The sequence below is a fragment of the Vogesella sp. LIG4 genome (genome assembly GCF_900090205.1).
GTDB lineage: Bacteria > Pseudomonadota > Gammaproteobacteria > Burkholderiales > Chromobacteriaceae > Vogesella.
On sequence record NZ_LT607802.1, the window covers coordinates 575,874 to 598,750 of the forward strand.

At 66.5% G+C, this 22,877-nt stretch carries 22 protein-coding genes; 5 read left to right on the plus strand and 17 right to left on the minus strand.

Translation table 11 applies throughout. The features are described 5' to 3' along the window. Positions 1 to 98: 98 nt before the first annotated feature. The gene (locus PSELUDRAFT_RS02670; protein ID WP_088965384.1) at positions 99 to 965 is read right to left on the minus strand and encodes a helix-turn-helix domain-containing protein; all 867 of its coding nucleotides are present in this window, start codon (positions 963 to 965) and stop codon (positions 99 to 101) included. A gap of 142 nt (positions 966 to 1,107) precedes the next feature. Here PSELUDRAFT_RS02670 and pobA point away from each other — a divergent pair, with 142 nt between their 5' ends. Beyond that, positions 1,108 to 2,298 (plus strand): 4-hydroxybenzoate 3-monooxygenase, encoded by a 1,191-nt coding sequence (gene pobA / locus PSELUDRAFT_RS02675; RefSeq protein ID WP_231895292.1) that lies wholly within the window; start codon positions 1,108 to 1,110, stop codon positions 2,296 to 2,298. 197 nt (positions 2,299 to 2,495) lie between these two features. Here the strand turns inward: pobA and PSELUDRAFT_RS02680 are convergent, their stop codons facing one another. After that, on the minus strand, positions 2,496 to 3,335 hold the full coding sequence (locus PSELUDRAFT_RS02680; protein WP_088965385.1) for a class III extradiol dioxygenase family protein: 840 nt from the start codon (positions 3,333 to 3,335) through the stop codon (positions 2,496 to 2,498). A gap of 2 nt (positions 3,336 to 3,337) precedes the next feature. Then, positions 3,338 to 3,682 (minus strand): protocatechuate 4,5-dioxygenase subunit alpha, encoded by a 345-nt coding sequence (locus PSELUDRAFT_RS02685; protein WP_197693928.1) that lies wholly within the window; start codon positions 3,680 to 3,682, stop codon positions 3,338 to 3,340. 86 nt (positions 3,683 to 3,768) lie between these two features. On the opposite strand from PSELUDRAFT_RS02685, the gene PSELUDRAFT_RS02690 reads away from it, so the two are divergent. Continuing rightward, the gene (locus PSELUDRAFT_RS02690; RefSeq protein WP_088965386.1) at positions 3,769 to 4,686 is read left to right on the plus strand and encodes a LysR family transcriptional regulator; all 918 of its coding nucleotides are present in this window, start codon (positions 3,769 to 3,771) and stop codon (positions 4,684 to 4,686) included. A 292-nt stretch (positions 4,687 to 4,978) separates the two neighbouring features. Here the strand turns inward: PSELUDRAFT_RS02690 and PSELUDRAFT_RS02695 are convergent, their stop codons facing one another. From PSELUDRAFT_RS02695 to PSELUDRAFT_RS02740, 10 genes are all read right to left on the minus strand, one after another. Continuing rightward, positions 4,979 to 5,980, minus strand: a complete 1,002-nt coding sequence (locus tag PSELUDRAFT_RS02695; protein ID WP_088965387.1) for an aldo/keto reductase — start codon at positions 5,978 to 5,980, stop codon at positions 4,979 to 4,981. Between the two features lie 11 nt (positions 5,981 to 5,991). Continuing rightward, positions 5,992 to 6,954 carry a Gfo/Idh/MocA family oxidoreductase gene (locus tag PSELUDRAFT_RS02700; protein WP_088965388.1) on the minus strand — a complete coding sequence of 321 codons (963 nt, stop codon included), beginning with the start codon at positions 6,952 to 6,954 and terminating at the stop codon, positions 5,992 to 5,994. Between the two features lie 30 nt (positions 6,955 to 6,984). After that, on the minus strand, positions 6,985 to 7,854 hold the full coding sequence (locus tag PSELUDRAFT_RS02705; protein ID WP_088965389.1) for a class III extradiol dioxygenase subunit beta: 870 nt from the start codon (positions 7,852 to 7,854) through the stop codon (positions 6,985 to 6,987). Next, positions 7,854 to 8,306 (minus strand): protocatechuate 4,5-dioxygenase subunit alpha, encoded by a 453-nt coding sequence (gene ligA / locus PSELUDRAFT_RS02710; RefSeq protein WP_088965390.1) that lies wholly within the window; start codon positions 8,304 to 8,306, stop codon positions 7,854 to 7,856. Before ligA ends, PSELUDRAFT_RS02705 begins: the two co-directional genes overlap by 1 nt. 3 nt (positions 8,307 to 8,309) lie before the next feature. Further along, positions 8,310 to 9,230, minus strand: coding sequence for an amidohydrolase family protein (locus PSELUDRAFT_RS02715; RefSeq protein ID WP_187695796.1), 921 nt, complete (start codon positions 9,228 to 9,230; stop codon positions 8,310 to 8,312). Between the two features lie 58 nt (positions 9,231 to 9,288). Then, a complete protein-coding gene (ligK, locus tag PSELUDRAFT_RS02720) occupies positions 9,289 to 9,984 on the minus strand; it encodes a 4-carboxy-4-hydroxy-2-oxoadipate aldolase/oxaloacetate decarboxylase (protein WP_088965391.1) in 696 nt (231 codons plus the stop codon). Between the two features lie 10 nt (positions 9,985 to 9,994). Next, positions 9,995 to 11,020, minus strand: coding sequence for an amidohydrolase family protein (locus PSELUDRAFT_RS02725; RefSeq protein WP_088965392.1), 1,026 nt, complete (start codon positions 11,018 to 11,020; stop codon positions 9,995 to 9,997). Positions 11,021 to 11,110: 90 nt separating this feature from the next. Next, positions 11,111 to 12,463, minus strand: coding sequence for an aromatic acid/H+ symport family MFS transporter (locus PSELUDRAFT_RS02730; RefSeq protein WP_088965393.1), 1,353 nt, complete (start codon positions 12,461 to 12,463; stop codon positions 11,111 to 11,113). Positions 12,464 to 12,621: 158 nt separating this feature from the next. Next, a complete protein-coding gene (locus PSELUDRAFT_RS02735; RefSeq protein WP_088965394.1) occupies positions 12,622 to 13,728 on the minus strand; it encodes a 4-oxalomesaconate tautomerase in 1,107 nt (368 codons plus the stop codon). A gap of 88 nt (positions 13,729 to 13,816) precedes the next feature. Continuing rightward, positions 13,817 to 14,725 (minus strand): LysR substrate-binding domain-containing protein, encoded by a 909-nt coding sequence (locus PSELUDRAFT_RS02740; protein WP_088965395.1) that lies wholly within the window; start codon positions 14,723 to 14,725, stop codon positions 13,817 to 13,819. Positions 14,726 to 15,027: 302 nt separating this feature from the next. Here PSELUDRAFT_RS02740 and PSELUDRAFT_RS02745 point away from each other — a divergent pair, with 302 nt between their 5' ends. The 3 genes from PSELUDRAFT_RS02745 (at position 15,028) to PSELUDRAFT_RS02755 (ending at position 18,514) form a co-directional block, all read left to right on the plus strand. Further along, complete coding sequence (locus tag PSELUDRAFT_RS02745) at positions 15,028 to 16,914, plus strand: bifunctional sugar phosphate isomerase/epimerase/4-hydroxyphenylpyruvate dioxygenase family protein (protein ID WP_088965396.1); 1,887 nt, start codon at positions 15,028 to 15,030, stop codon at positions 16,912 to 16,914. A gap of 210 nt (positions 16,915 to 17,124) precedes the next feature. Then, positions 17,125 to 17,571, plus strand: a complete 447-nt coding sequence (gene aroQ / locus PSELUDRAFT_RS02750; protein WP_088965397.1) for a type II 3-dehydroquinate dehydratase — start codon at positions 17,125 to 17,127, stop codon at positions 17,569 to 17,571. A 55-nt stretch (positions 17,572 to 17,626) separates the two neighbouring features. Beyond that, on the plus strand, positions 17,627 to 18,514 hold the full coding sequence (locus PSELUDRAFT_RS02755; protein ID WP_088965398.1) for a shikimate dehydrogenase: 888 nt from the start codon (positions 17,627 to 17,629) through the stop codon (positions 18,512 to 18,514). Positions 18,515 to 18,575: 61 nt separating this feature from the next. Here PSELUDRAFT_RS02755 and PSELUDRAFT_RS02760 read toward each other — a convergent pair whose 3' ends face one another. The 4 genes from PSELUDRAFT_RS02760 to PSELUDRAFT_RS02775 form a co-directional block, all read right to left on the minus strand. Then, positions 18,576 to 19,232: a TetR family transcriptional regulator gene (locus tag PSELUDRAFT_RS02760; protein ID WP_088965399.1), complete on the minus strand. Its 657-nt coding sequence runs from the start codon at positions 19,230 to 19,232 to the stop codon at positions 18,576 to 18,578. 144 nt (positions 19,233 to 19,376) lie between these two features. Then, positions 19,377 to 20,714 (minus strand): MFS transporter, encoded by a 1,338-nt coding sequence (locus tag PSELUDRAFT_RS02765; RefSeq protein ID WP_179947566.1) that lies wholly within the window; start codon positions 20,712 to 20,714, stop codon positions 19,377 to 19,379. 128 nt (positions 20,715 to 20,842) lie between these two features. After that, positions 20,843 to 21,787: an AEC family transporter gene (locus PSELUDRAFT_RS02770; protein ID WP_088965400.1), complete on the minus strand. Its 945-nt coding sequence runs from the start codon at positions 21,785 to 21,787 to the stop codon at positions 20,843 to 20,845. Positions 21,788 to 21,970: 183 nt separating this feature from the next. After that, positions 21,971 to 22,876, minus strand: a complete 906-nt coding sequence (locus PSELUDRAFT_RS02775) for an aldose 1-epimerase (RefSeq protein WP_088965401.1) — start codon at positions 22,874 to 22,876, stop codon at positions 21,971 to 21,973. Position 22,877 lies beyond the last annotated feature (1 nt).

The following is a 22,877-nucleotide window of genomic DNA, read 5'->3' on the forward strand; positions in this document are numbered from 1 at the left end:
TACGGACAGAGATAAGACTGTTAGGTGATGCCCTGCCCCAGGTATTTGGAAAGAGTCAGGATCATCCCCTGCGCTACCACTCAACTACGTAACACACCTCACCCCTTGCGCAGCCGGCTCGGGGTCTGCCCGGTCAGGCGCTTGAAGAAGCGGATGAAGTAGGCCGGCTCGGAAAAGCCCAGCTGGTCGGCGATCTGGTTCACGTTCAGCGCGGTGTACACCAGCAGCCGCTTGGCTTCCAGCAGCAGGCGCTGGTGGATCAGCTGCAGCGCGGTCTGCCCGGCCTGCTGGCGGCAGATGCCGTTGAGGTAGGCGGTGGATACCCCCAGCTGGTGCGCGTAGCTGCTTACCGGCCAGTGCTGGTGATAGTGCCTCTCCACCAGCGCCACGAAGCGCTGCAGGTGCTGGCTGCCGCGCGGCAGGCGGTCCTGCTGGCCCTCGCCCTGCGGCAGCTGGCGGCCAAGCCACACCAGCAGCGCGCACACCAGCGAGCGCAGCAGCACGTCGCGCCCCTGTGCCGGGTTGGCGTATTCCTCGGCAATGGCGGCAAACAGCGTATCGAGATATTGCCCGCCGTGCGCCACCGCATAGCAGCGGGCCTGCTGCAGCACTGCGCCGCAGCTGCCCAGTTCGTCCTGCAACCTGCCCACCAGCGGCGCCGCCAGGGTCAGCACATAGCCTTCGATCTGCTGCTGAAAACGAAAGCCGTGTACGCACATCGGCGGCACCAGCTGGATGGACGGCTGCTCCACCCGCGTGTGCTGCCCTTCCACATACAGATCAGCCGGGCCGCGGCGCACGTACAGCAGCTGCCACAGGTCGCTGTGGCGGTGGCGATCGATCTCCCAGCCGTACAGCTGGCTGCGGCTGGAAATGGTTTCGCAATGCAGCAGATCCACCGTTGGCCAGTCGCTGCCCTCGCCATACAGCTTGAATACCGGCACGCCGCTCAACACGCTGCGCATCGCCACCTCGTTTGTTTATAAAAGTCCTGTTTTTGTACGCGATATTGCCTGTTTTGTCTTCAGTTACTCACGAAAAATACAGTCACGTCGCGAAATGTAACTCGCTGCGTCACGACAAAACAGATCACACACAGGAGTCACCATGAACATGCGAACCAAGGTCGCCATCATTGGCGCCGGGCCGTCCGGCCTGCTGCTGGGCCAGCTGCTGCACAAGGCCGGTATCGACAACATCATCCTGGAGCGCCAGAGCCCGGATTACGTGCTGGGCCGCATCCGCGCCGGCGTGCTGGAACAGGGCATGGTGAACATGCTGCGCGAGGCCGGCGTGGCCGAACGCATGGAGCGCGAGGGCCTGGTGCACGAAGGCATCGAGCTGATCTACAACGGCCATCGCGACCGCATCGACCTCAAGGCGCTCACCGGCGGCGACACAGTGTTGGTGTACGGCCAGACCGAAGTAACCCGCGACCTGATGGAAGCGCGCGCCGCCAGCGGCGCCACCACCCTCTACCAGGCCAGCAATGTGCAGCCGCACGATCTCAAGGGCGAACAGCCGTACATCACCTTCGAACACAACGGCGAAAGCGTGCGCCTGGACTGCGACTACATTGCCGGCTGCGACGGCTTTCACGGCGTATCGCGCCAGAGCATTCCGGCCGAGGTGCTGACCCACTACGAGCGCGTGTACCCGTTCGGCTGGCTGGGCCTGCTGTCCGACACCCCGCCGGTGCACCACGAGCTGATCTACGCCCAGCACGAGCGCGGTTTCGTGCTGTGCAGCCAGCGCTCGGCAAGCCGCAGCCGCTACTACCTGCAGGTGCCGCTGGCCGACAAGGTGGAAGACTGGTCCGACGAGCGTTTCTGGAACGAGCTGAAAACCCGCCTGCCGCAGGAAGTGGCCGACAAGCTGGTGACCGGTCCGTCGCTGGAAAAGAGCATCGCGCCGCTGCGCAGCTACGTGGTAGAGCCGATGCAGTACGGCAAGCTGTTCCTGGTGGGCGACGCCGCCCACATCGTGCCACCCACCGGCGCCAAGGGCCTGAACCTGGCAGCCTCCGACGTGTGCTACCTGTACCGCATCCTGCTGAAGGTATACCGCGAGGGCCGCACCGACCTGCTGGCGAAGTATTCCGAGCTGGCGCTGCGCCGCATCTGGAAGGCCGAACGCTTCTCCTGGTTCATGACCACCCTGCTGCACGATTTCCCGCAGGCCGACGCCTTCGACCAGCGCATGCAGCGCAGCGATTACGACTACTACACCGGCTCACCGTCCGGCCGGAAGACCATTGCCGAGAACTACGTCGGCCTGCCGTTTGACGAGGTGGAGTAGGCCTTACTCCTTCCGTTGCCTCACGCCCACTCGCAAAACAACGCGGTAAACGTAGGGCTTCGCTGCGCTCAATCCAAGCTACGCGGCTGCGTTCATGTAGGGCGGAAGCCCGCCAGGGCGTTCCGCCGGCTTGCGGCCAACCTTGCACGGCGGAACGCCCCGGCTTTGCCGGGGCTTCCGCCCTACTACGGCAAAACTCAGCGGTTATCGAACAGCATCAACCCCGCCGCGGTGTTGGAGATCGGGATGTGATAGTTGCGATGCAGTTCGCGCACCTCGCCGGTGAGCGCGCCGCGTGTGGCCAGCCACATCAGCAGCTCCACCCCCTGGGTGCCGGTGAACTCCACCAGCTGTTCCACGCTGTACTGCGTCGCCCAATGCGGGTTGGCCGCCAGGCTGTCCATGAAGCGCAGGTCGAAATCCTTGTTGATGAAGCCGGCGCGTTCGCCATCCAGCTGGTGCGACAGGCCGCCGGTGCCGATGATCACCACCTTCAAATCATCCGGCCAGCCGGCAATGGCGCGGCCGATGGCTTCGCCCAGCTTGTAGCAGCGCCGCGCCGACGGCAGCGGGTACTGCACGGTGTTGATGCACACCGGCACGGTGCGAATCGGCGGGCTGTCGTGCTGCGGCCACAGCAGCTTCATCGGCAGCGAGAAGGCGTGGTCCACCAGCATCTCCTGGCAGCTGGTGATATCGAACTCGTCGGCCACCAGGCTGTTGATCATCTGCCAGGACAGCGCGGCGTCGCCGGCGAACGGTGGCAGGGTGGGAATGCCCCAGCCTTCGTCGGCATTACAGTACTGCGCCGCCGCACCCACGGCGAAGGTGGGCATCTTGTCGAGGAAGAAATTCAGCCCGTGGTCGTTGTAGACCACCACCGCCACGTCCGGCTGCACCTCGGCCAGCCACTGCTGCACCGGGGCAAAACCGTCGAAGAAGGGTTTCCAGTAACCGTCCTGCTGCAGATTCTGGGCGATGGCACGGCCGATGGCCGGTACGTGCGAAGTGGTAATGCCGCCTACGATCTTTGCCATGATTATTTCCCTGCCTCCAGCAACATCTGTTTGAACGCTTCCTTGCTCATGCCGGTCTGCGCGGCACCCAGGTCCTGCACGTCCAGCCCGAGGATGCCGGCGAACTTGGCCAGGTAGTAGACATTGCCGCCGGCCGCCAGCAAGCCCAGTACATCGCGCTCGCGGATGACGCGGGTCTGCTGCTCGTTCAGGCCGTACTGGCGGCAGTAGCCGGCCTCGTCGGCGACAAACGCCTGACGGTTGGCCGCATCGTTGAATGAAAAGCACATCTTGTTCAGGGCATAGCCCTTCATCGCCATGTCCCCGTCGAACAGTCGGGTGCCCGGCACGTTGAAGCTTTGCGTCACGGTGTTTCTCCTTGTTGTCGCTTACTGTGATGGTTAGTATCCGCAAAGCAATAACCCGGATAAACACAGGGGCTTTGATAGCACACATGAGCGATTTCGATTATTCGCACCTCGACGGCAAGCTGCTGCAGCTGCTGCTGGCCATCCTCGACGCGCAATCGATTACCGGTGCCGCGCAGCGGCTGGGGGTGACGCAATCGGCGGTGTCGCACCTGCTGGGCAAACTGAGGCAGATCACCGGCGACCCGCTATTCGTGAAGTGCGGCCGCGGCATCGTGCCCACCGCCCGGGCCGAGGCGCTGGCGCTGCACGCGCGGCTGCTGCTGGATGACATGCGCCGCTTCGCCGCCGGCGACGAGTTCCACCCGGCCACGCTGCACACCACCTTCTGCATTGCGGCCAACGATTTCCAGCGCGATCTGCTATTGCCGCCGCTGCTGCAGCGCCTGCGCAGCCAGGCACCGGGCGTGCGGCTGCGGGTGATGCCGTCCGACGTGCCGCGCGCCGAGATGCTGCGCGAGGGCGAGTGCCAGCTGGTGATCTCGCCTCGCCCGCCGGACGCCAGCGATATCCTGCACAAGCGGCTGTTCGAGGATGACTACCGGGTGTTCTACGATGCGACGGTGCGCGAGGCCCCGCTGCGGCTGGCGGACTACCAGGTGGCCGAGCACGTCAGCGTGCTGTACAGCCCGCGCCGCCCGCTGGACGTGGACCAGCAGCTGGCGGCGCGCGGGGTGGAACGCCGCTTTGCGGTGACAGTGCCCTCGTTTGCCGGCATCCCGGCCTTTCTGCGCGGCAGCAACATACTGGCCACCCTGCCCGGCCTGCTGGCGCGCAGCCTGATGCAGGGCTTTGCGCACTGCCCACTGCCGGCCAGGGTTGGCCGCATGCCGATGTACATGATCTGGCACCTGAAACATCGCCACGACCCGGCGCACAGCTGGCTGCGCCGCGAGCTGGAACAGGTAGTGGCCGAGGTGCTGGCGGGTGACGAACGGGCGTAAAAGGCCCGCCGATCAGTACGTAGGGCGGGTTGAAGCAGCGGTTCATACCCGCGCGTACCGTCAACAACGCGCGGGTATGGCCTGCGGCCAACCCGCCCTACAGCAGGGCCAACACCTGCTGTTTCTCGCAGGCCGGGCAAAGGCCATCGGCCGTGCCCACCGGCAGAATGCCGCTGCTGGGCACGCTGCGCTTTGCCCACCCTACAAGTTACAAGCACCGCGGCTAGCCGGCGGCGAACAGGCATGAAAAAGCCCGCCAGCGGCGGGCAAACCAGAGCGGAACCGCCGTCGATCAGGCGGCAAATTCCTCGGTATCGATCTCGGCCTGGGTGGCGGCGTTGTAGCGCGTACCGGCCACCGCGCCGGCGGCGAACAGCGTGGCCAGCCGCTGCAGCGTATCCACGCCCGGCTGCAGGCTGGCGGCGGCCATATCCTCGCGCAGGTGGGCAACACGGGTGGTGCCGGGAATCGGAATGACGTGCTCACCGCGCGTCAGCAGCCAGGCCAGCGCCAGCTGCGCCGGGGTGCAGCCGGCATCGGCGGCAATGCGGCGATACTCGGCCAGCAGCGCAAGGTTGGCCGCATGGTTGTCGGCGCTGAAGCGCGGCATGGCGCGGCGGATGTCCTTGCCGTCCAGTGCCGCCAGCGTGGCCAGGTCCGGCAGGCCGTCGGCGAGGAAGCCGCGCCCCAGCGGGCTGAAGGCAACGAAGGCCACACCCAGTTCGCGGCAGGCCTGCAGCACGGCGATTTCCGCATTGCGCGTCCACAGCGAATACTCGGTCTGCAGCGCGGCAATCGGGTGCACCGCATGCGCGCGGCGCAGGGTGTCGGCGGATACCTCGGAGAGGCCGATGCTGCGGATCTTGCCCTCGCGCACCAGCTCGGCCAGCGCGCCCACGCTGTCTTCCACCGGCACCTGCTTGTCCCAGCGGTGCAGGTAGTACAGGTCGATGGCCTCGGTGCGCAGCCGGCGCAGCGCTTCTTCGCAGGTGCGCTTGAGCGTGGCCGGGCGGCCGTCGATCACCCGTTTGCCATCAACACCGCTCATGCCGCACTTGCTGGCCAGGGTGATGCGGCTGCGGTGCGGCGCCAGCACGCGGCCCACCAGTTCCTCGTTGGCGCCAAAGCCGTACAGCGCCGCGGTATCGAACAGGGTGACGCCGGCGTCCAGCGCCGCCAGCAACAGCGCTTCGGCCTGTTCCGGCGCCGGCGGCGTGCCGTAGGCGTGGCTGAGGTTCATGCAGCCGAGGCCAATGGCCGAGACGGTGAACGGGCCGAGTTGTCGCTGTTGCATGGGTTTGTTCCTTAGAGATTGGTGTTCAGCTGCTGCTCCAGCTTGGCCAGCACCTGGTAGCACGGCAGCACCGAGGCGACCGAGGCATTCGGTTGGCGGCCTTCGCGGATGGCGGCGAAGAACTCGCGATCCTGCAGCTCGATGCCATTCATCGATACAGCCACCTGCGACACGTCGATCTTCTCTTCCTTGCCGTTCACCAGGTCGTCGTAGCGGGCGATATAGGTGGCGGTGTCGCCAATGTAGCGGAAGAAGGTGCCCAGCGGGCCGTCGTTGTTGAACGACAGGCTCAGGGTGCAGATGGCGCCGTTGGCCGCCTTCAGCTGGATCGACATATCCATGGCGATGCCCAGCTCCGGGTGGATCGGCCCCTGGATGGCATTGGCCTGCACGATGGGGCTGCCGGCCTGGTAGGCGAACAGGTCCACAGTGTGGGCGGCGTGGTGCCACAGCAGGTGGTCGGTCCAGCTGCGGGCCTGGCCCAGCGCGTTCATATTGCTGCGGCGGAAGAAATAGGTCTGCACATCCATCTGCTGGATGTTGAATTCGCCGGCCTGCACTTTCTGGTGCACGTACTGGTGGCTGGGGTTGAAGCGGCGGGTATGGCCCACCATGGCCACCAGCCCGGTCTGCTGCTGCAGCGCTACCACCGCCTCGGCATCGGCCAGGCTGTCGGCCAGCGGAATCTCCACCTGCACGTGCTTGCCGGCCTGCAGGCACTGCATCGCCTGGGCGGCGTGCACCTGGGTGGGGGTGCACAGGATCACCGCGTCCACCTCCGGCAGCGCCAGCGATTCGGCCAGATCAGTGGCCACGTGCGGAATGCCGTACTTGTCGGCCACTTCTTTGGTGGCGTCAAAGCGGCGGCCAACCAGCGATACCACTTCCACACCGGCAATGTTCTTGATGGCATCCAGATGCTTGATGCCGAAGGCGCCGGCACCAGCCAGCGCAACCTTGATGGTTTTGCTCATGAATCGTCTCCTGCTGCGCGAGGCCTGGCCTCAGCGCGGGTTTTCCAGAATCAAATGGCCTACGGCGGTGTTGGACGCCGGCACGTGGTAGAAGCGCTGCTTCAGCAGCGGCGCCGGGCCGCCGGCGACATCCGCCATTGCCCCGCGCGCGATCAGCCACATCACCAGCTCGATGCCCTCGGAGCCGGCCTCGCGCACGTAGTCGATGTGCGGCAGCTGCGCCAGCGCGGCCGGGTCGGCGATCAGCTGGTCGAGGAAGGCGTTGTCCCACTCGCGGTTGATCAGCCCGGCGCGCGGGCCCTGCAGCTGGTGGCTCATGCCGCCGGTACCCCAGATCTGCACGTTCAGATCGCGGTCGTAGGACTCCACCGCGCGGCGGATGGCCTGCCCCAGCTGGAAGCAGCGGCGGCCGGACGGCACCGGGTACTGCACCACGTTCACCGCGAACGGAATCACCGCGCACGGCCAGGCGCCCTGCTGCGGGTCCTGCTCGCCGAACATCAGCGACAGCGGCACGGTCAGGCCGTGGTCCACGTCCATCCTGTTGACGATGGTGAGGTCGAAATCGTCCTGGATCACGCTTTGCGCTATGTGTGCGGCCAACTCCGGGTGGCCCTGCACCACCGGTACCGGGCGCGGGCCCCAGCCTTCATCGGCCGGCCGGAATTCGGCGGCGGTGCCGATGGCGAAAGTGGGAATGAAATCCAGGCTGAAGGCGGTGGCGTGGTCGTTGTAGACCAGGAAGATCACGTCCGGCTTCTGCTCCTTGATCCACTGTTTGCCGTAGTCGTAGCCGGCGAACAGCGGCTGCCAGTACGGCTCCTGCGACTTGCCCAGGTCCAGCGCGGCGCCGATGGCCGGCACGTGCGAGGTGTAAACGGATGCGGTAATGCGTGCCATCAGTGCTTGTCTCCAGTTTTGGCCTGCCCGGCCTTGCCTTGCGGCTGGTGCTGCGGCTGCGCGTCGCCGTCCTCGCCCAGGTAGCGGTTGCCCTCGGCGGAGCGGCCGCCGGCCAGCATCATGTCGCGGTACTCTTCCTCGCTCATGCCGGTCATGCTGCCGGCCATCTGCTGGAAGCTCCTGCCGTCGGTGGCGCCGATCTTGGCCAGGAAGTAGATATTGCCGCCCAGCGCGATGCAGCGGTTCAGGTCGCGCGCCAGCACAGCCAGCTTCTGCTCCTCGCTCATCGGCCATTCATCCAGGTAGGCGCGTTCGTCGGCCTTGAAGCGGGTGCGGTTGTCCGCCGTCATCAGCGACATGCAGAACTGGTTCAGCCAGTAGCCCAGCCGCGACTGGTCGGCATCGAAAATCACGGTGCCGGGGATGTCCTTGTACGGTTTATGCAGCGACATTGCTCAGTCTTTCACTTGTTCCGGCCAGTACAGGCGCAGCGGGTTGTCCACCAGCAGCTTTTGCTGCAGCGCCGGCGTTGGCGCGATGTGCGGGATGAAGTCCACCAGCAGGCCGTCGTCCGGCATGTGGTCCTTCAGGTTGGGGTGCGGCCAGTCGGTGCCCCACAGCACGCGATCCGGAAACTCCTCCACCACGCGGCGCGCAAACGGCACCACGTCGCGATAGGCGGCACGTTCGCCATCCAGCGCCCTGGGGCCGCTGAGCGACAGCCGCTCCGGGCAGCTTACCTTGCTCCACACATTGGGGTTGTCGCGCATGAACTTGAGGAACAGCGCGAACTCCGGGCCGTCCACCGGCTTGCTCACATCCGGGCGGCCCATGTGGTCCACCACCACGGTGGTGGGCAGGCCGCTGAAGAAGTCCCACAGCTCCGGCAGGTCCACTGCTTCAAAGTAGATCACCACGTGCCAGCCCAGCCTGGCAATGCGCCCGGCAATCTCCATCAGCTCGTCTTTGGGGGTGAAATCCACCAGCCGCTTGACGAAGTTGAAGCGCACGCCGCGCACGCCGTCGGCGTGCATTGCCTGCAGTTGTTCATCGCTGATGTCGCGGCGCACGGTGGCCACGCCACGCGCCTTGCCGTCGGAATACCGCAGCGCATCCAGCAGCGCGCGGTTGTCGGCGCCGTGGCAGGTGGCCTGCACGATCACGTTGCGCTCAAAGCCCAGCTGGTCGCGCAGTGCGAACAGCTGGTGCTTGCTGGCATCGCACGGGGTGTACTTGCGCTCCGGCGCGTAGGGGAATTCCTCGCCGGGGCCGAACACGTGGCAGTGGGCATCCACCGCGCCGGCCGGCAGTGTGAAGCCGGGTTTGCTCGGGCCCTGATACCAGTCCAGCCAGCCCGGGGTTTTCTGAAATTGCATGATGCGATCCTTCATCTTGTAGTTGGCTGCATGCGGCCAACCTTCTACGGCAGGCGGCTCAGTCGATGTAACGCAGGCCGGCTTTTTCCAGCGGCTCGCGCATCTGGTACATGTCCAGGCCCAGCACGCCCGCCGCCAGCTTGGCGCGCTTCTCGCCCTCGAAGCTCTCGCGCTTCTCTGCCGCATCGGCCACCTGCTGCGCCAGTGCCGCCGGCACCACCACCACGCCGTCCACATCGGCAATCACCACGTCGCCCGGGTTCACCAGTGCGCCGGCGCAGATCACCGGAATGTTCACCGAGCCCAGCGTGGCCTTGATGGTGCCCTTGGCGTTGATGGCGCGGCTGAACACCGGAAAGCCCATCTGCTCCAGCTCGGCCACGTCGCGTACGCCACCATCGATGATCAGCCCTTTCGCCCCGCGCGCCTGGAAGCTGGTGGCCAGCAGGTCGCCAAAGAAGCCGTCCTCGTTGTCGGTGGTGCAGGCCGCCACCGCCACGTCGCCCGGCTGCAGCTGCTCGGCGGCCACGTGCATCATCCAGTTGTCGCCCGGCTGCAGCAGCACGGTAACGGCGGTGCCGCAGATGCGCGCGCCGTGGTACACCGGGCGCATGTACGGCTTCATCAGGCCGACGCGGCCCATGGCTTCGTGAATGGTGGCCACGCCGAAACAGGACAGCTTGGCAACGGCTTTCGGGTCGGCACGCTCGATATGGCGTTTGACCACGCCCAGTTGGTTCATTGGCAGGTTCATCTCGTTCTCCTTACTTGCCCTGGGCCTTCAGGGCGGCATCCAGCCGCGGGTACACCCGGCGGGCGTTGCCTTCGTAAATCAGGTGGCGCTCGTCGGCGGTGAGGCTGGCCGCCTCGATGTAGCGCTTGGTGTCGTCGTAGTAGTGGCCGGTTTCCGGGTCGATACCGCGCACCGCGCCTATCATCTCGGAGGCAAACAGCACGTTTTCCACCGGAATCACGCGGGTAAGCAGATCGATGCCCGGCTGGTGGTAGACGCAGGTGTCGAAGAAGATGTTGTTCAGCAGGTGGTCCTTGAGCAGCGGCTTTTTCAGCTCCTGCGCCAGGCCGCGGAAACGGCCCCAGTGGTAGGGCACCGCGCCGCCGCCGTGCGGAATCACGAACTTCAGCGTGGGGAAGTCGCGGAACAGGTCCGAGGTCAGGCACTGCATGAAGGCGGTGGTGTCGGCGTTCAGGTAGTGCGCGCCGGTGGTGTGGAACGCGCAGTTGCAGCTGGTGGAGACATGAACCATCGCCGGGATGTCGTACTCCACCATCTTTTCGTAGATCGGGTACCAGTGGCGGTCGGACAGCGGCGGGCTGGTCCAGTGGCCGCCGGACGGGTCCGGGTTGAGGTTGATGCCGACAAAGCCGTAATCCTTGACGCACTTTTCCAGCTCCGGGATGCAGCTGGCCGGGTCCACGCCCGGGCTTTGCGGCAGCATGGCGGCGCCGATGAAATTGTCCGGGAACAGCTGCGCCACGCGATGGCACAGCTCGTTGCAGATTGCCGCCCAGGTGGCCGAGGTCTGGAAATCACCGATATGGTGGGCCATGAAGCTGGCGCGCGGGCTGAAGATGGTCAGGTCGGCACCGCGTTCCTTCATCAGCCGCAGCTGGTTGCTTTCGATGCTGTCGATCAGCTCGTCGTCGCTGATTTTCAGCTCGGACACCCTGGGGCCGAGCGCCGGGGTGGCCAGGTTGTCCACCTGGCGCTTGCGCCAGTCTTCCAGCGCCTTGGGCGCGGTGGTGTAGTGGCCGTGGATATCGATGATCATGATTCACTCCTGAAACAGGCGGGACCGGTTCGGTCGGTTACAGCGGGCGGCGCGTGGACGGCCCCGCAAAGGCAATTCGTTGTGGTCGGCTCAGTGCCCCAGTGACACGGCGCCGGACGGTTTGTCAGCAGCCGGGTGTGCGCGCTGCTTGATGAACAGCGCCACGGCGGCAATCAGGCCGGGAATGGCCAGCACCAGGAATACCTGGTCGAAGCCCAGGTGGCGGCGGGTCAGTTCGGCCACCAGGAAGGAGCCGGCAATGCCGCCGAAGCGGCCGATGCCCAGCATCCACGACACGCCGGTGGCGCGGCCCTGGGTGGGGTAGAAGGCGGCAGCCAGTGCCGGCAGCGAGGACTGCGCGGTGTTCATCACCGTGCCGGCCACGAACACCACCGCCATCAGCAGGCCGACATTGCCCACCGCCTGGCCGATGGCGTAGATGGCCAGCGCGGTGAGCACGAAGCCGATGGCGATGATGCGGTCGGCGTTGAAGCGGTCCATCAGCCAGCCGCAGAACACGGCGCCGATGCCACCCAGCGGGAACAGCGCGGCAATCTGCATCGCCACTTTCGGGTCGATGCCGCCTTCCTTGAACAGCACCGGCATCCAGTTGATGACGCCGTAGAAAATCACCAGGCCCATGAAGTAGGCCAGCCACAGCATCAGCGAGCCGGTGCGATAGGCCGGCGACAGCACTACGCCCAGGCCCTGCTTGCCGGCCACTTCCTGGCGGGTTTCGCTCTGGTGGAAGGCCGGAATGTCACGGGCGGAAGCATGGATGCGCGCCAGTGCGGCGGCGATGCGCTCGCGCGGCTGCCCCCTGGCCACCAGGTAGCGCACCGATTCCGGCAGCACCAGCAGCAGCAATACCGTCAGCAGCAGCGGCACCACGCCGCCCAGCTGGAACACGCTGCGCCAGCCCCATTGCGGAATCATCCATGCAGCCAGAAAGCCGCCCAGCGCCGCGCCCAGCGGAAAGCCGCAGAACATGGCATTGGTCAGCAGCGCGCGGCGCGGCCCCGGGCAGAACTCGCTCATCAGCGTTACCGCGTTGGGCATGGCGGCGCCCAGGCCCACGCCGGTGATGAAGCGCAGCACGGTGAGCTGCGGCAGGTCGGCAGCCTGCGACGACAGCAGGGTGAACAGGCCCAGCACGCCAACCGAGCCCAGCAGCACCTTCTTGCGGCCGAAGCGGTCGGCCAGCGGGCCGGCGGACAACGCGCCTGCGGCCAGGCCGAACAGCGCCGCGCTGAGCACCGGGCCCAGCACCGGCTTGGCGATGCCCCACTCCTTCAGCAGCGAAGGCGCCACGTAGCCGATGGCGGCGGTATCGAAACCATCCAGCAGCACGATGCAGAAACACAGCGCGAACACGCACCACTGGAACGGGGAAAACGGGTGCCGGTCGATGAACGCCTGCACGTCTACGGACTGCTGTGACATGAATCTCTCCAACGTTGTTGTGTTGTCGGTGGTAACGGCGCTCTGTGGCACCTGGGGTCAAGCCTGCTGCCCTGCCCTTGCGGGCTGCGCGGGTCGCTGTCGCTCTCTGTTTTTCGCAGCGGCGCCGCGCGGGCGGTGTGTGTGTTCGGGGGTACTGGCTACTTGCGGCCATCCCATACCGCGGCCGGCACCATCACCTCGCCGCGCATGATCAGCCGCGCGGTGCGCAGCAAGGCGGCGCGGGTCACGTTCTGCGGGTTGGCCGCATCGGTTTCCAGCTCCACGGAAAACTCGCCGCTGGGGTGCTCCACCGACACCACCTGGCGCTGGCCACCGGCCATGCTGGCGATGCCGTCGGTAATGGCGCCTTGCAGCACGCAGGCGGTGCCCACGGTGACCGCCGCCAGCACGCCGATGGCGTCGTGGCATACGTGCGGAATGAAGCTGCGGGTAGTCAGGCTGGCGTCGGGCGCGCGCGGCGGCGCGATCAGCGTCATCTTGGGGTAGGTCTTCCTGCTCACATCGCCCAGGCCCATCAGCTCGCCGCACACCAGGCGCAGCGCTTCCAGCCGGGCCTTCAGCTCATCGTCGGCATTCAGCTCGGCCACGGTTTCGTAGCCGCTGCGGCCAAGGTCGGCAGCGCGCAGCATCACCAGCGGCATGCCGTTGTCGATGCAGGTGACGTCGATCTGGCCGATGCCGTCCACGCTCACCGTGTCGCGCACCTGGCCGGTGGGCAGCAGGCCGGCGCACACCGAGCCGGCTGTATCCAGAAAATTGATGGTGATGGGGGCGGCGCTGCCCGGCACGCCGTCGATGCGGGCGTCACCGTCGTAGCGCACATGGCCGCCGGGGGTTTCCACGGTGATGTCGCAGGCCATGCCGGTGTTCAGCGTCAGCACGCGGAAGGTGCTGGTATCGCCCTGCGGCTGCACCATGCCGGTTTCCAGCGCGAACGGCACCACCGCGGCCAGCATGTTGCCGCAGTTGGGGGTGGTGTCCACGGTGTCCTTGTCCGGCGTTACCTGCGCAAACAGGAAGGTGAGGTCGATGCCCGGCTCGCGGCCCAGGTCAACGATACCCACCTTACTGGTGAGCGGGTTGGCGCCACCCAGGCCGTCGATCTGGCGACGGTCGGGCGAGCCCATCACGGCCAGCAGCACGCGGTTGCGCACTGCTTCGTCGGCCGGCAGATCGGCTGCCTTGAAGAACGGCCCGCGCGACGTGCCGCCGCGCATGAACAGGGTAGGGATAGGTGTCTGCATGGCTGCAGTATCTGCCTGCCCGCCATGCTGAAAAATATGGATAGCTAACTAGTAGATATACCGGTTTGCTATAGCTTGATACTGCCGGTCAAGCCGGCAGCAGTGGCCCGCCAACAATGGCCGGCACCATTTCGCGCAGCAGTTCCTGCATGGCCTGCTGGGTGAGTGTGCTGGGGCGGTGCGAGCTTACCGCCAGTGCCAGCCGGCTTTGCAGGCCCGGCTCGCCGATCTGCCGCAGCCGCAGCTTGTCGGCCTTGTCGCTGCTGGATACCGCCAGCCGCGACAGCACGGCGCTGCCGGCACCGTCGGCCACCAGTTCCAGGATGGCCGGCACGCTGTCGATCTCCAGCGCCACGGTTGGCCGCAAGCCGCGTGCCCCCAGTTCCGACTCCACCAGCATGCGGATGGCGTGCGGCTGCGAGGGAATCACCAGCGGCCGTGCGGCCAACTCTGCCAGCGACAACGGCCCGCTGGCATCGTCGCCGGCCAGCTCCACCAGATACAGCGCCTCGTCGCACAGCGGCACGATATCGATATCCGCCGACGGCACCGGGTTGTACAGCAGCGCCACGTCCAGCCGGCCGTTGCGCAGCGCCTCCAGCATATTGGCCGACAGCCCCTCGCGTATCGCCAGCGAGGCCTCCGGCAGCCGGCTGCGAAAGGCGCGCGACAGCGGCACCGACAGCACGCGCGACAGGCTGGGCGGCAGCCCCAGCGCTACCTTGCCGGCCAATGCGCCGCGCACGCGGCCCAGCTCCTCGCGGGTGCGCTCCACCTGGTGCAGCACGCCGCGGCCGTGCTCCAGCAGCAGCTTGCCGGCCTCGGTGAGCGTGACGCCGCGGCCGTTGCGCAGCAGCAGCGTCTGGCGCAGCTCCACCTCCAGCTGGCGGATCTGGCGGCTGAGCGCCGGCTGGGCAATGTCCAGCACGATGGCGGCGCGGGTAAAACTGCCCAGCTCCGCCACCTTGATAAAGTATTCAATCTGCTTGAGATCCATGCCTTCCCCTACCCCACTTGAGCGCCGACAGTAGCACGCCGGGCCTGATCTTGCGGCCGCGGCCGCCGCTTGGCAAACCGCGCTGCCGGCAGCCTCCGGTGTGGCCTGCACGCATTTGCACCACAGCCGCGCGCCATTTTGTGCCAACAAAAACCGCTGGCACGCCAAAAACGCCAACACGGATTTCGATAATTTAATTTTATTGCAATCCCACGCTGCCTGCGGTGACAGCCGCGCTGTCGCACTAGAATTATGTACCAGTTGGTACATAATAAAGCGGCAACCACCACCCAGGGGCAGACATGCGACACTCGATTGCTACCGTATCACTCAGCGGCACCCTGCCGGAAAAGCTGGAGGCCATCGCCGCCGCCGGTTTCGACGGCGTGGAAATCTTCGAAAACGACCTGCTGTACTTTGATGGCACCCCGGCCACGGTGCGGCAGATGTGCGCCGACCTGGGGCTGGAGATCATGCTGTTCCAGCCGTTCCGCGATTTCGAGGGCGGCCCACGCGAGCGGCTGGCACGCAACCTGGACCGCGCCGAGCGCAAGTTCGAGCTGATGGGCCAGCTGGGCACCGACCGCATCCTGGTATGCAGCAGCGTGGCGCCGGACACCAGCCGCGACGACGCGCTGATCGCCGACGACCTGTTCCGCCTGGCCGAGCGCGCCGCGCAACACGGCATCACCGTAGGTTACGAAGCGCTGGCCTGGGGCCGCCACGTCAACTCCTACCGCCATGCCTGGCAGCTGGTGAACACGGTGGATCACGCCAACCTGGGCATCATCCTCGACAGCTTCCACACCCTGTCGATACGCGACGACCTTTCCCAGCTGGCGCAGATTCCCGGCGACAAGATCGTGTTCCTGCAGCTGGCCGACGCGCCAATCCTCAACATGGACGTGCTGGAGTGGAGCCGCCACTTCCGCAACTTCCCCGGCCAGGGCGATTTCGACCTGGGCGCCTTCCTCGCCCCCATCCTGCAGGCCGGCTACCGCGGCCCGCTGTCGCTGGAGGTGTTCAACGACGGCTTCCGCGCCGCCCCCACCCGGCTGACCGCTGCCGACGGCCTGCGCGGGCTGCGCTACCTGGAGGAAACCACGCTGGCCACCCTGGCCGCGCGCCAGCAGCCGTTGCCCGACGTGCCGCTGTTCGCCCCGCCGCCGCCCGCCCGCTACCAGGGCGTGGAGTTCCTGGAGTTCGCGGTGGATGACGAATCGGCCAGCCGACTGGGCCGCGCGCTGGAGCGCTTCGGTTTCGAGTGCACCGGCCAGCACAAGAGCAAGGCGGTGAGCCTGTACCAGCAGGGCGACATCAACCTGATCCTGAACGCCGAGCCGGACTCCTTCGCCCACGCCTTCTACGTGTCGCACGGCCCCTCGCTGTGCGCCGCCGCCTTTGCCACCGACCATGCGGCCAACGCCCTGGCGCGCGCCAAGCAGTACGGCGGCAAGCCGTTCGACAGCCGCGTCGGCCCCAACGAACGCCACATCCCGGCGGTGCGCACCCCGGACGGCAGCCTGCAGTACCTGGTGGACAAGCGCGAGGCGCCGATCTACCAGAGCGACTTCAGCATGCGCGCGCCCACCCGCCCCGCGCTGCTGCAACGCATCGACCACTTCGCCATCGGCCTGCCGGCGGAAACACTGGACAACTGGATCCTGCATTACCGCGCGCTGTTCGGCTTTGTCACCGAGCACGAGCAGACGGTGCCGGACCCGTACGGCCTGATGAAGAGCCGCGTGGTGCGCAGCGCCGACAGCAGCATCCGCATCCCGCTCAACATCTCGGAAAACCGCAACACCGCGATTGCGCGCTCGGTGTCCACCTACAAGGGCTCCGGCCTGCAGCACGTGGCGTTCTCCACCGCCGACATCTTCGCCGCCGTCAGCCAGGCGCGCGCCGGCGGCGTGCCGCTGCTGGACATCCAGGACAACTACTACGACGACCTGCTGGCGCGCTTCAACCTGGACGACGATTTTGTCGAGCGGCTGCGCAGCCACAACGTGCTGTACGACCGCGATGCGCAGGGCGGCGAGTTCCTGCACGTGTACAGCGCGCCGTTCGAGGAGCGCTTCTTCTTCGAGATCGTGCAGCGCCTCGGTGGCTACGACCAGTATGGCGCCGCAAACGCCCCGGTAAGGTTGGCCGCACAGGCGCAGCGCCGCCAGCGCCAGGCCGGCTGAGCCGGCTGGCTCACCACCGCGCGTCGCAATAATGTAACGCACGGTACAAAAATTATGAATTCAGCCCGCCGCCACATTGACGTGGCGGCGGCAATGCGCCAGATTACAAACGTACCACGTGGTACATAATTCAAAAAGCGACATCACAACAGGAGCACAGCATGACCCGATACGCACGCACACGGCCGGCCCGCCGCACGGTGGCATGACATGGCTACCGACATCCTGGTGCTGAACGGCCCCAACCTCAACCTGCTGGGCAAACGCCAGCCGGAAATCTACGGCCACGCCACCCTGTCCGACGTGGAGCGCGGCTGCACAAGCGTGGCGCGCGAATACGGGCTGAGCATCAGCTTCTGCCAGAGCAATGCCGAGCACCAGCTCATCGACTGGATACACGCCGCGCGCGAGCAGCACCGCGCCATCGTGATCAACCCTGGCGGCTACAGCCATACCTCGATTGCGCTGATGGACGCGCTGGCCGCCTTCGAAGGCCCGGTGATCGAAGTGCACATCAGCAACATCCACCGCCGCGAAAGCTTCCGCCAGCTGTCCTATGTATCGAAAGTGGCCAGTGGCGTGATCTGCGGCCTGGGCATCCACGGCTACAACCTGGCGGTGCATCACCTGGCCGCCCAACTGGGCCGCCAGGCCTGACCCCACACCCCGGGGTTGGCCGCAAGCGGCCGGCGCCAGCTTAACGAGGCAAGACATGAACAACAGCATTTCCGGCACCACTACCGGCAACAGCGACAAGGTGCTGATCGGCCTGATCGGCGCGGACATCCAGCGCTCCAAATCCCCGTTCCTGCACGAGCAGGAGGCGAGCGCCGCCGGCCTGCGCCTGCAGTACCAGCTGCTGGACCTCACCCGGCTGGGCAAGAGCGTGGACGACCTGCCCACCCTGCTGGCGGCGGCCGAGAGCTGCGGCTTTGCCGGCGTCAACATCACCCACCCGTGCAAGCAGGCGGTGATCCCCTTCCTGGACGAGCTGTCGCCGGATGCGCGCCAGATCGGCGCGGTGAACACCGTGGTGTTCCGCAATGGCAAACGCTACGGCTACAACACCGACTGCAGCGGCTTTGCCGAGCCGTTCCGCCGCAACTTCACCGGCCGTGATCTGCGCCAGGTGGTGCTGCTGGGCGCCGGCGGCGCCGGCTCCGCGGTGGCGCAGGCGCTGCTGGGCTGCGGCGTACAGACGCTGCTGATCGTGGATCAGGACCCGGCGCGCGCGCAGGCGCTGGCCGACAAGCTGCAGGGCTTCTTCCCGGAACGGCGCGTGCGCGGCGAAAGCGATGTGGCACGGGCAATGGCAGAGGCCAGCGGCCTGGTGCACGCCACCCCTACCGGCATGGACGGCCACCCCGGCCTGCCGCTGCCGGCCGAACTGATCCACGGCGGGCTGTGGGTAGCCGAAGTGGTGTATTTCCCGCTGGAAACAGCGTTACTGAAACTCGCGCGCGAGCGCGGTTGCCGCGTACTGGACGGCGGCGGCATGGCCGTATGGCAGGCAGTAGGCGCGTTTGAACTGTTCACCGGGCGGGCGCCGGACAGCGCCCGCATGGAGCAGCACTTTCGCGACATGATTGCCCGCGGCTGACAGTCGTCCGACTCTCAACGTTGCTTTTGCGCCCTGCCGGCTCCCCCGGCAGGGCCTTTTTTTATGCCTGCGGCCGCAGATAGGCCTGCACCATCTCCACCAGCATGCGCCGCTGCCCGTCGCGCGCCGCCTCGCTGACCATATCGCGCCCGAACAGGGTTTCAAAGGTGTAGCGGTTGGCCACGCGGAAGAAGCAGAACGAGCTGATCAGCATGTGCAGGTCCACCGCATCCACCTCCTGGCGGAAGATACCCTCCGCCTTGCCGCGCTGCAGTACCGCGTCGATCTCGGCGATCACGCTGCGGTTGAGGCTGCGGATCTGCTCCGACTTGCGCAGGTGCCGCGCCTGGTGGATGTTCTCGATGCTCACCAGGCGGATGAAGTCGGTATGGCTGGCGTGGTAGTCGAAGGTGAACTCGGCCAGCCGCACCATGGCCGCCGCCGGCGCCAGATGCTGCAGCGCCAGCCCGGTTTCGATATCGCGGATCTCGCCGTAGCAGCGCTCCAGCGCCGCGATGTACAGCTCCTCCTTGGTCTGGAAGTGGTACACCACCATGCGTTTGGTGGTGCCGGCGCGCTCGGCAATGGCATCCAGCGTGGAACCGCTGAGCCCGGTCTGGGCGAATTCGGTGATGGCGGCGTCCAGAATGCGCTTCTTCAGGCCTTCCGGATCGTTCTTGCGGCGCGGCGCTTTCTTGTCGGCGTCCTTGGTGGTCATGGCGTATCGGTAAAGGGAGGGCAGCCGACAGCATATACCAAGCCGCCGGCTGGCTGGCAGCGGCGGCAGGGTGAAGCCGGCCGGAAACGAAACAAGGTTGGCCGCAGACAAGCTGCGGCCAACCTTGCGCGCGGGAGGCGAGACTCAGTCCGCCAGCGTTTCCACCTGCCTCGGCGCCATGAAGTACAGCCAGGTCAGCGCCACGAAATAGCAGCACGGAATCAGCGTGAACAGCAGTGCGTAGTTGTTGTGGGTAACGGTCAGCACATAGCCCACGATCTGGGTCATGAACATGCCGCCGATGGCGCCGATCATGCTGCCAAAGCCGAACACGCTGCTCACCACTTCCTTCGGCGAGAAGTCCATTACCAGGCTCCAGATATTGGCGGTCCACGCCTGGTGCGCCCCCACCGCCAGCGAAATCGCCGCCACTGCCAGCCACAGGCTGCTGGCGCCAGCGGCCAGCACGATGCTGATGATGCACAGCGCGCACAGCAGCATGGCTGCCAGGCGTGCCGGTATCGGCGCCATGCCGCGTGCGATCAGCCACGATGACAGCACGCCGCCGCCCACGCTGCCCACGTCGGCGGTGAGGTAGATCACGATCAGCGGAATGCCCATCTGGCTGACGCTGATGCCCAGGTGGTACTGCTGGTTGAGGAAGGGCGGCAGCCAGTACAGGTAGAACCAGAACACCGGTGCGGTCATGGTGAAGGCCAGTGCATAGGCCCAGGTGCCGCGCAGGCGCAGGATGCGGCGGTATGGCACCCGTGCCGGCGGCAGCTCCACGCCAGCCTGGATATAGGCCAGCTCGCTTGCGCTCACGCTCGGGTGGCGCGCCGGGTCCTGGTAGTGGCGCAGCCAGAACGCCAGCCACACCAGGCCGAAGCTGCCGATGACCACGAACACCATCTGCCAGCCCCACAGCATCAGGATCAGCGGCAGCAGCACCGGGGTGAGTAGCGCCCCGACATTGGTGCCGGCGTTGAACAGCCCGGTGGCCATCGCGCGCTCGCCGGCCGGGAACCACAACCGCGAGGTCTTGACGCAGGCCGGGTAGTTGGCCGCCTCGGCCAGGCCCAGCAGGAAACGGCAGATCATGAAGCCGGCCGCCGAGGCCGCCAGGCCGTGTGCGGCGGCGGCCAGGCTCCACAGCAGCACCGCCAGCGCCAGTGCATGGCGCACGCCGATGCGGTCGATGAAGCGGCCCTGCGCAGCAAAGCCGATGGCGTAGCCCAGCTGGAACCAGAAGTTGATATTGGCGTAGTCCTGCGCCGTCCAGTTCATGGCCTTGGCCAGCACCGGCTGCAGCACGCCCAGCGCGGCGCGGTCGATGTAGTTGATGGTGGTGGCGAAGAACACCAGCGCCAGCATCCACCAGCGGGTGTGGCCGATGGCCATGGCCTGCCGCCAGCGCTGCGACAGGGATGGCCGGGTAACGGCGCCGGTAGCGACCGGGCCGTCGTACTGTGGGGTATGCATCTTGAGTTGTCTCCTGCGAGGTTGTGTTGATGCCCTGGCGGGCAACTCTCGTCATTGCTTTTGTTGGCCGCATGCGCGGCCTGCCGTCTGTGCGGCGGGTGGCCCGGGTCTGCGCCCGGTGCCAGTTTTTAATGTAAGGGGTAACGCTGCAGCAGCCAGATTGCCAGGCTGATGCTGAAAAAAGAACTGCTGGTCGCCAGCAGCAGGGTGGCGGCGCAAAAGCCCTGCATATCGTGCCGCTGCCCGAAAATCGGAAAGATGCTCAGCATCGGCATCGCCGCGATCAACACCCCGGCCATGGCCAGCTGCGGGTTGCCGGCGGCGAACGGCAGCAGCGCCAGCGCCACCAGCAGCGGATGCAGCAGCAGCTTGCCGGCCGCCACCACGCTGACATCGCGCCACAGGCTGCGCAGCGGCAACCCCACCAGCGAACCGCCGATCAGGAACAGCGCCACCGGCGCCGAGGCGCTGCCCAGCATCGCCACCGGCCTGGCCAGCAATGGCGGCAGCGGCCAGCCCAGCAGCGCCAGCAGGCTGCCGCAGGCGATGGCCAGCACGATGGGGTTGCTGCGCAGCCCCAGCAACGCACGGCCGAACGGCCGCCAGAAACCGCCGCTGCGGCTACCGTCGGACTCCGACAGTGCCATGCCCAGCGGCAGCATCAGCAGGTTTTCCACCACCATGCACAAGGCCAGTGCCAGCGCCGCCACCGGCCCCAGCAGCTGGTGCACGATGGGGTAGCCGACAAAGGCGCTGTTGGAGCAGGACATGCCCAGCCCGTACAGCGCGGCGCGCGGCAAGGGCTGGCGGCGCCGCCGCATCGCCCACAGCGTGCCCAGCAGCAGCATGCTCAGCGAGGCGCCGGCATAGGCCAGCAGGTAGCCGCCGTTGAGCATCTCCGCCGGTGCCCGGCTGGACAGCGAATGCAGGATCAGCGCCGGCAATGCAAAGCGCACCACCAGCGTGCCCAGCGCCGGCAGCTGCGCCTGCGGGAACCACTGCCCGCGCACCGAGGCATAACCCAATGCGATCAGCAGGAATACCGGGGCGATGGCGGACAGGATGGCCAGCATGCTGATGCAGCGCCGCTCAGGCGGCGGCCTTGGCGCCGCAGGGTGCGGCCGGGGTGGCGGGCGGCTGCTGGCTATCGTGACAGCGCAGGCAGCGGCGAGGGATTGCGGTGTTCATGGCAGCAGTATCGACTGGCCGGCAAGTGTGCAAAATATGGATGGCCCACTAATAGATATATCAGTTTGCTATGGCTTGTCGCCGGCGTGCAGGGTTGGCCGCAGCCGCATCGCCATGCTCAGCGTCTGCCCCGGCGCCAGCCAGTGGCCGCCGGTCTGGCTGGCCGGGTAGGCAGCCAGATTGGGGAAGTCCGGCAGCTGGGTGCAGGGCTCCAGGCAGAAGAAATCCTGCCCCGGCGGGGTGTAGAGAGTGAGCAGATCGGCCGGCCCGCTGGCCTGTAGCTGCAATTGCAGGCCGGCGTGGTAGATGCGCAGCGTGCCGCCCCAGCCATACGCGGTGTTGTCCAGCGGCCAGTCGTCCGGGTGCAGGCCGGTGGCCAGCGCGCCCACCAGCGGCGTCGCCGCATCCGGGAACAGCGGCAGGATGTCAGCATCCGCCTGCCACAGGCCGGCGATATGCGTCTGCAGCCGGGTGTCGGCATGGCGTGGAAAGTAGGGATGCAGGCCGATGCCATAGGGCAGCGTCTGCGCCGCCTCGTTGCGCAGCGACAGCGTGTGCGTCAGGCCGTCGGCATCCAGCACGATGTGCTGGCTTGCAGTAAAGCAGTACGGCTCGGCGCCCTGCTCCATCCGCAGTTGCAGCGTGGCATGCGCCGGCCCGTACGCCAGCAGTTGCCAAGGGCGGCGCCAGCCTGTGCCGTGCAGAAAATGATCGCCCCGCCAGGCCGGCGGCAGGCTGAGCTGCCCGCCATCCGGCAGGTGGAAACGGCCGTCACGCAGCCGGCCGCACAAGGGCAGCATCGGGAAGCAGGCCATGCCTGCCACCGTACCCTGTTCAATGTCAGCGTCGCTGGCTGGGCGCAGCAGGTGCAGCCGCTCGGCGCCGGTCTGCAGATAGCAGCGGGCGATGCTGCCGCCGGCTTGCGGCAGCAGCTCGGCATGCAGTGGCCCGTGCCGCAGCGTCAGCAGCGCCATG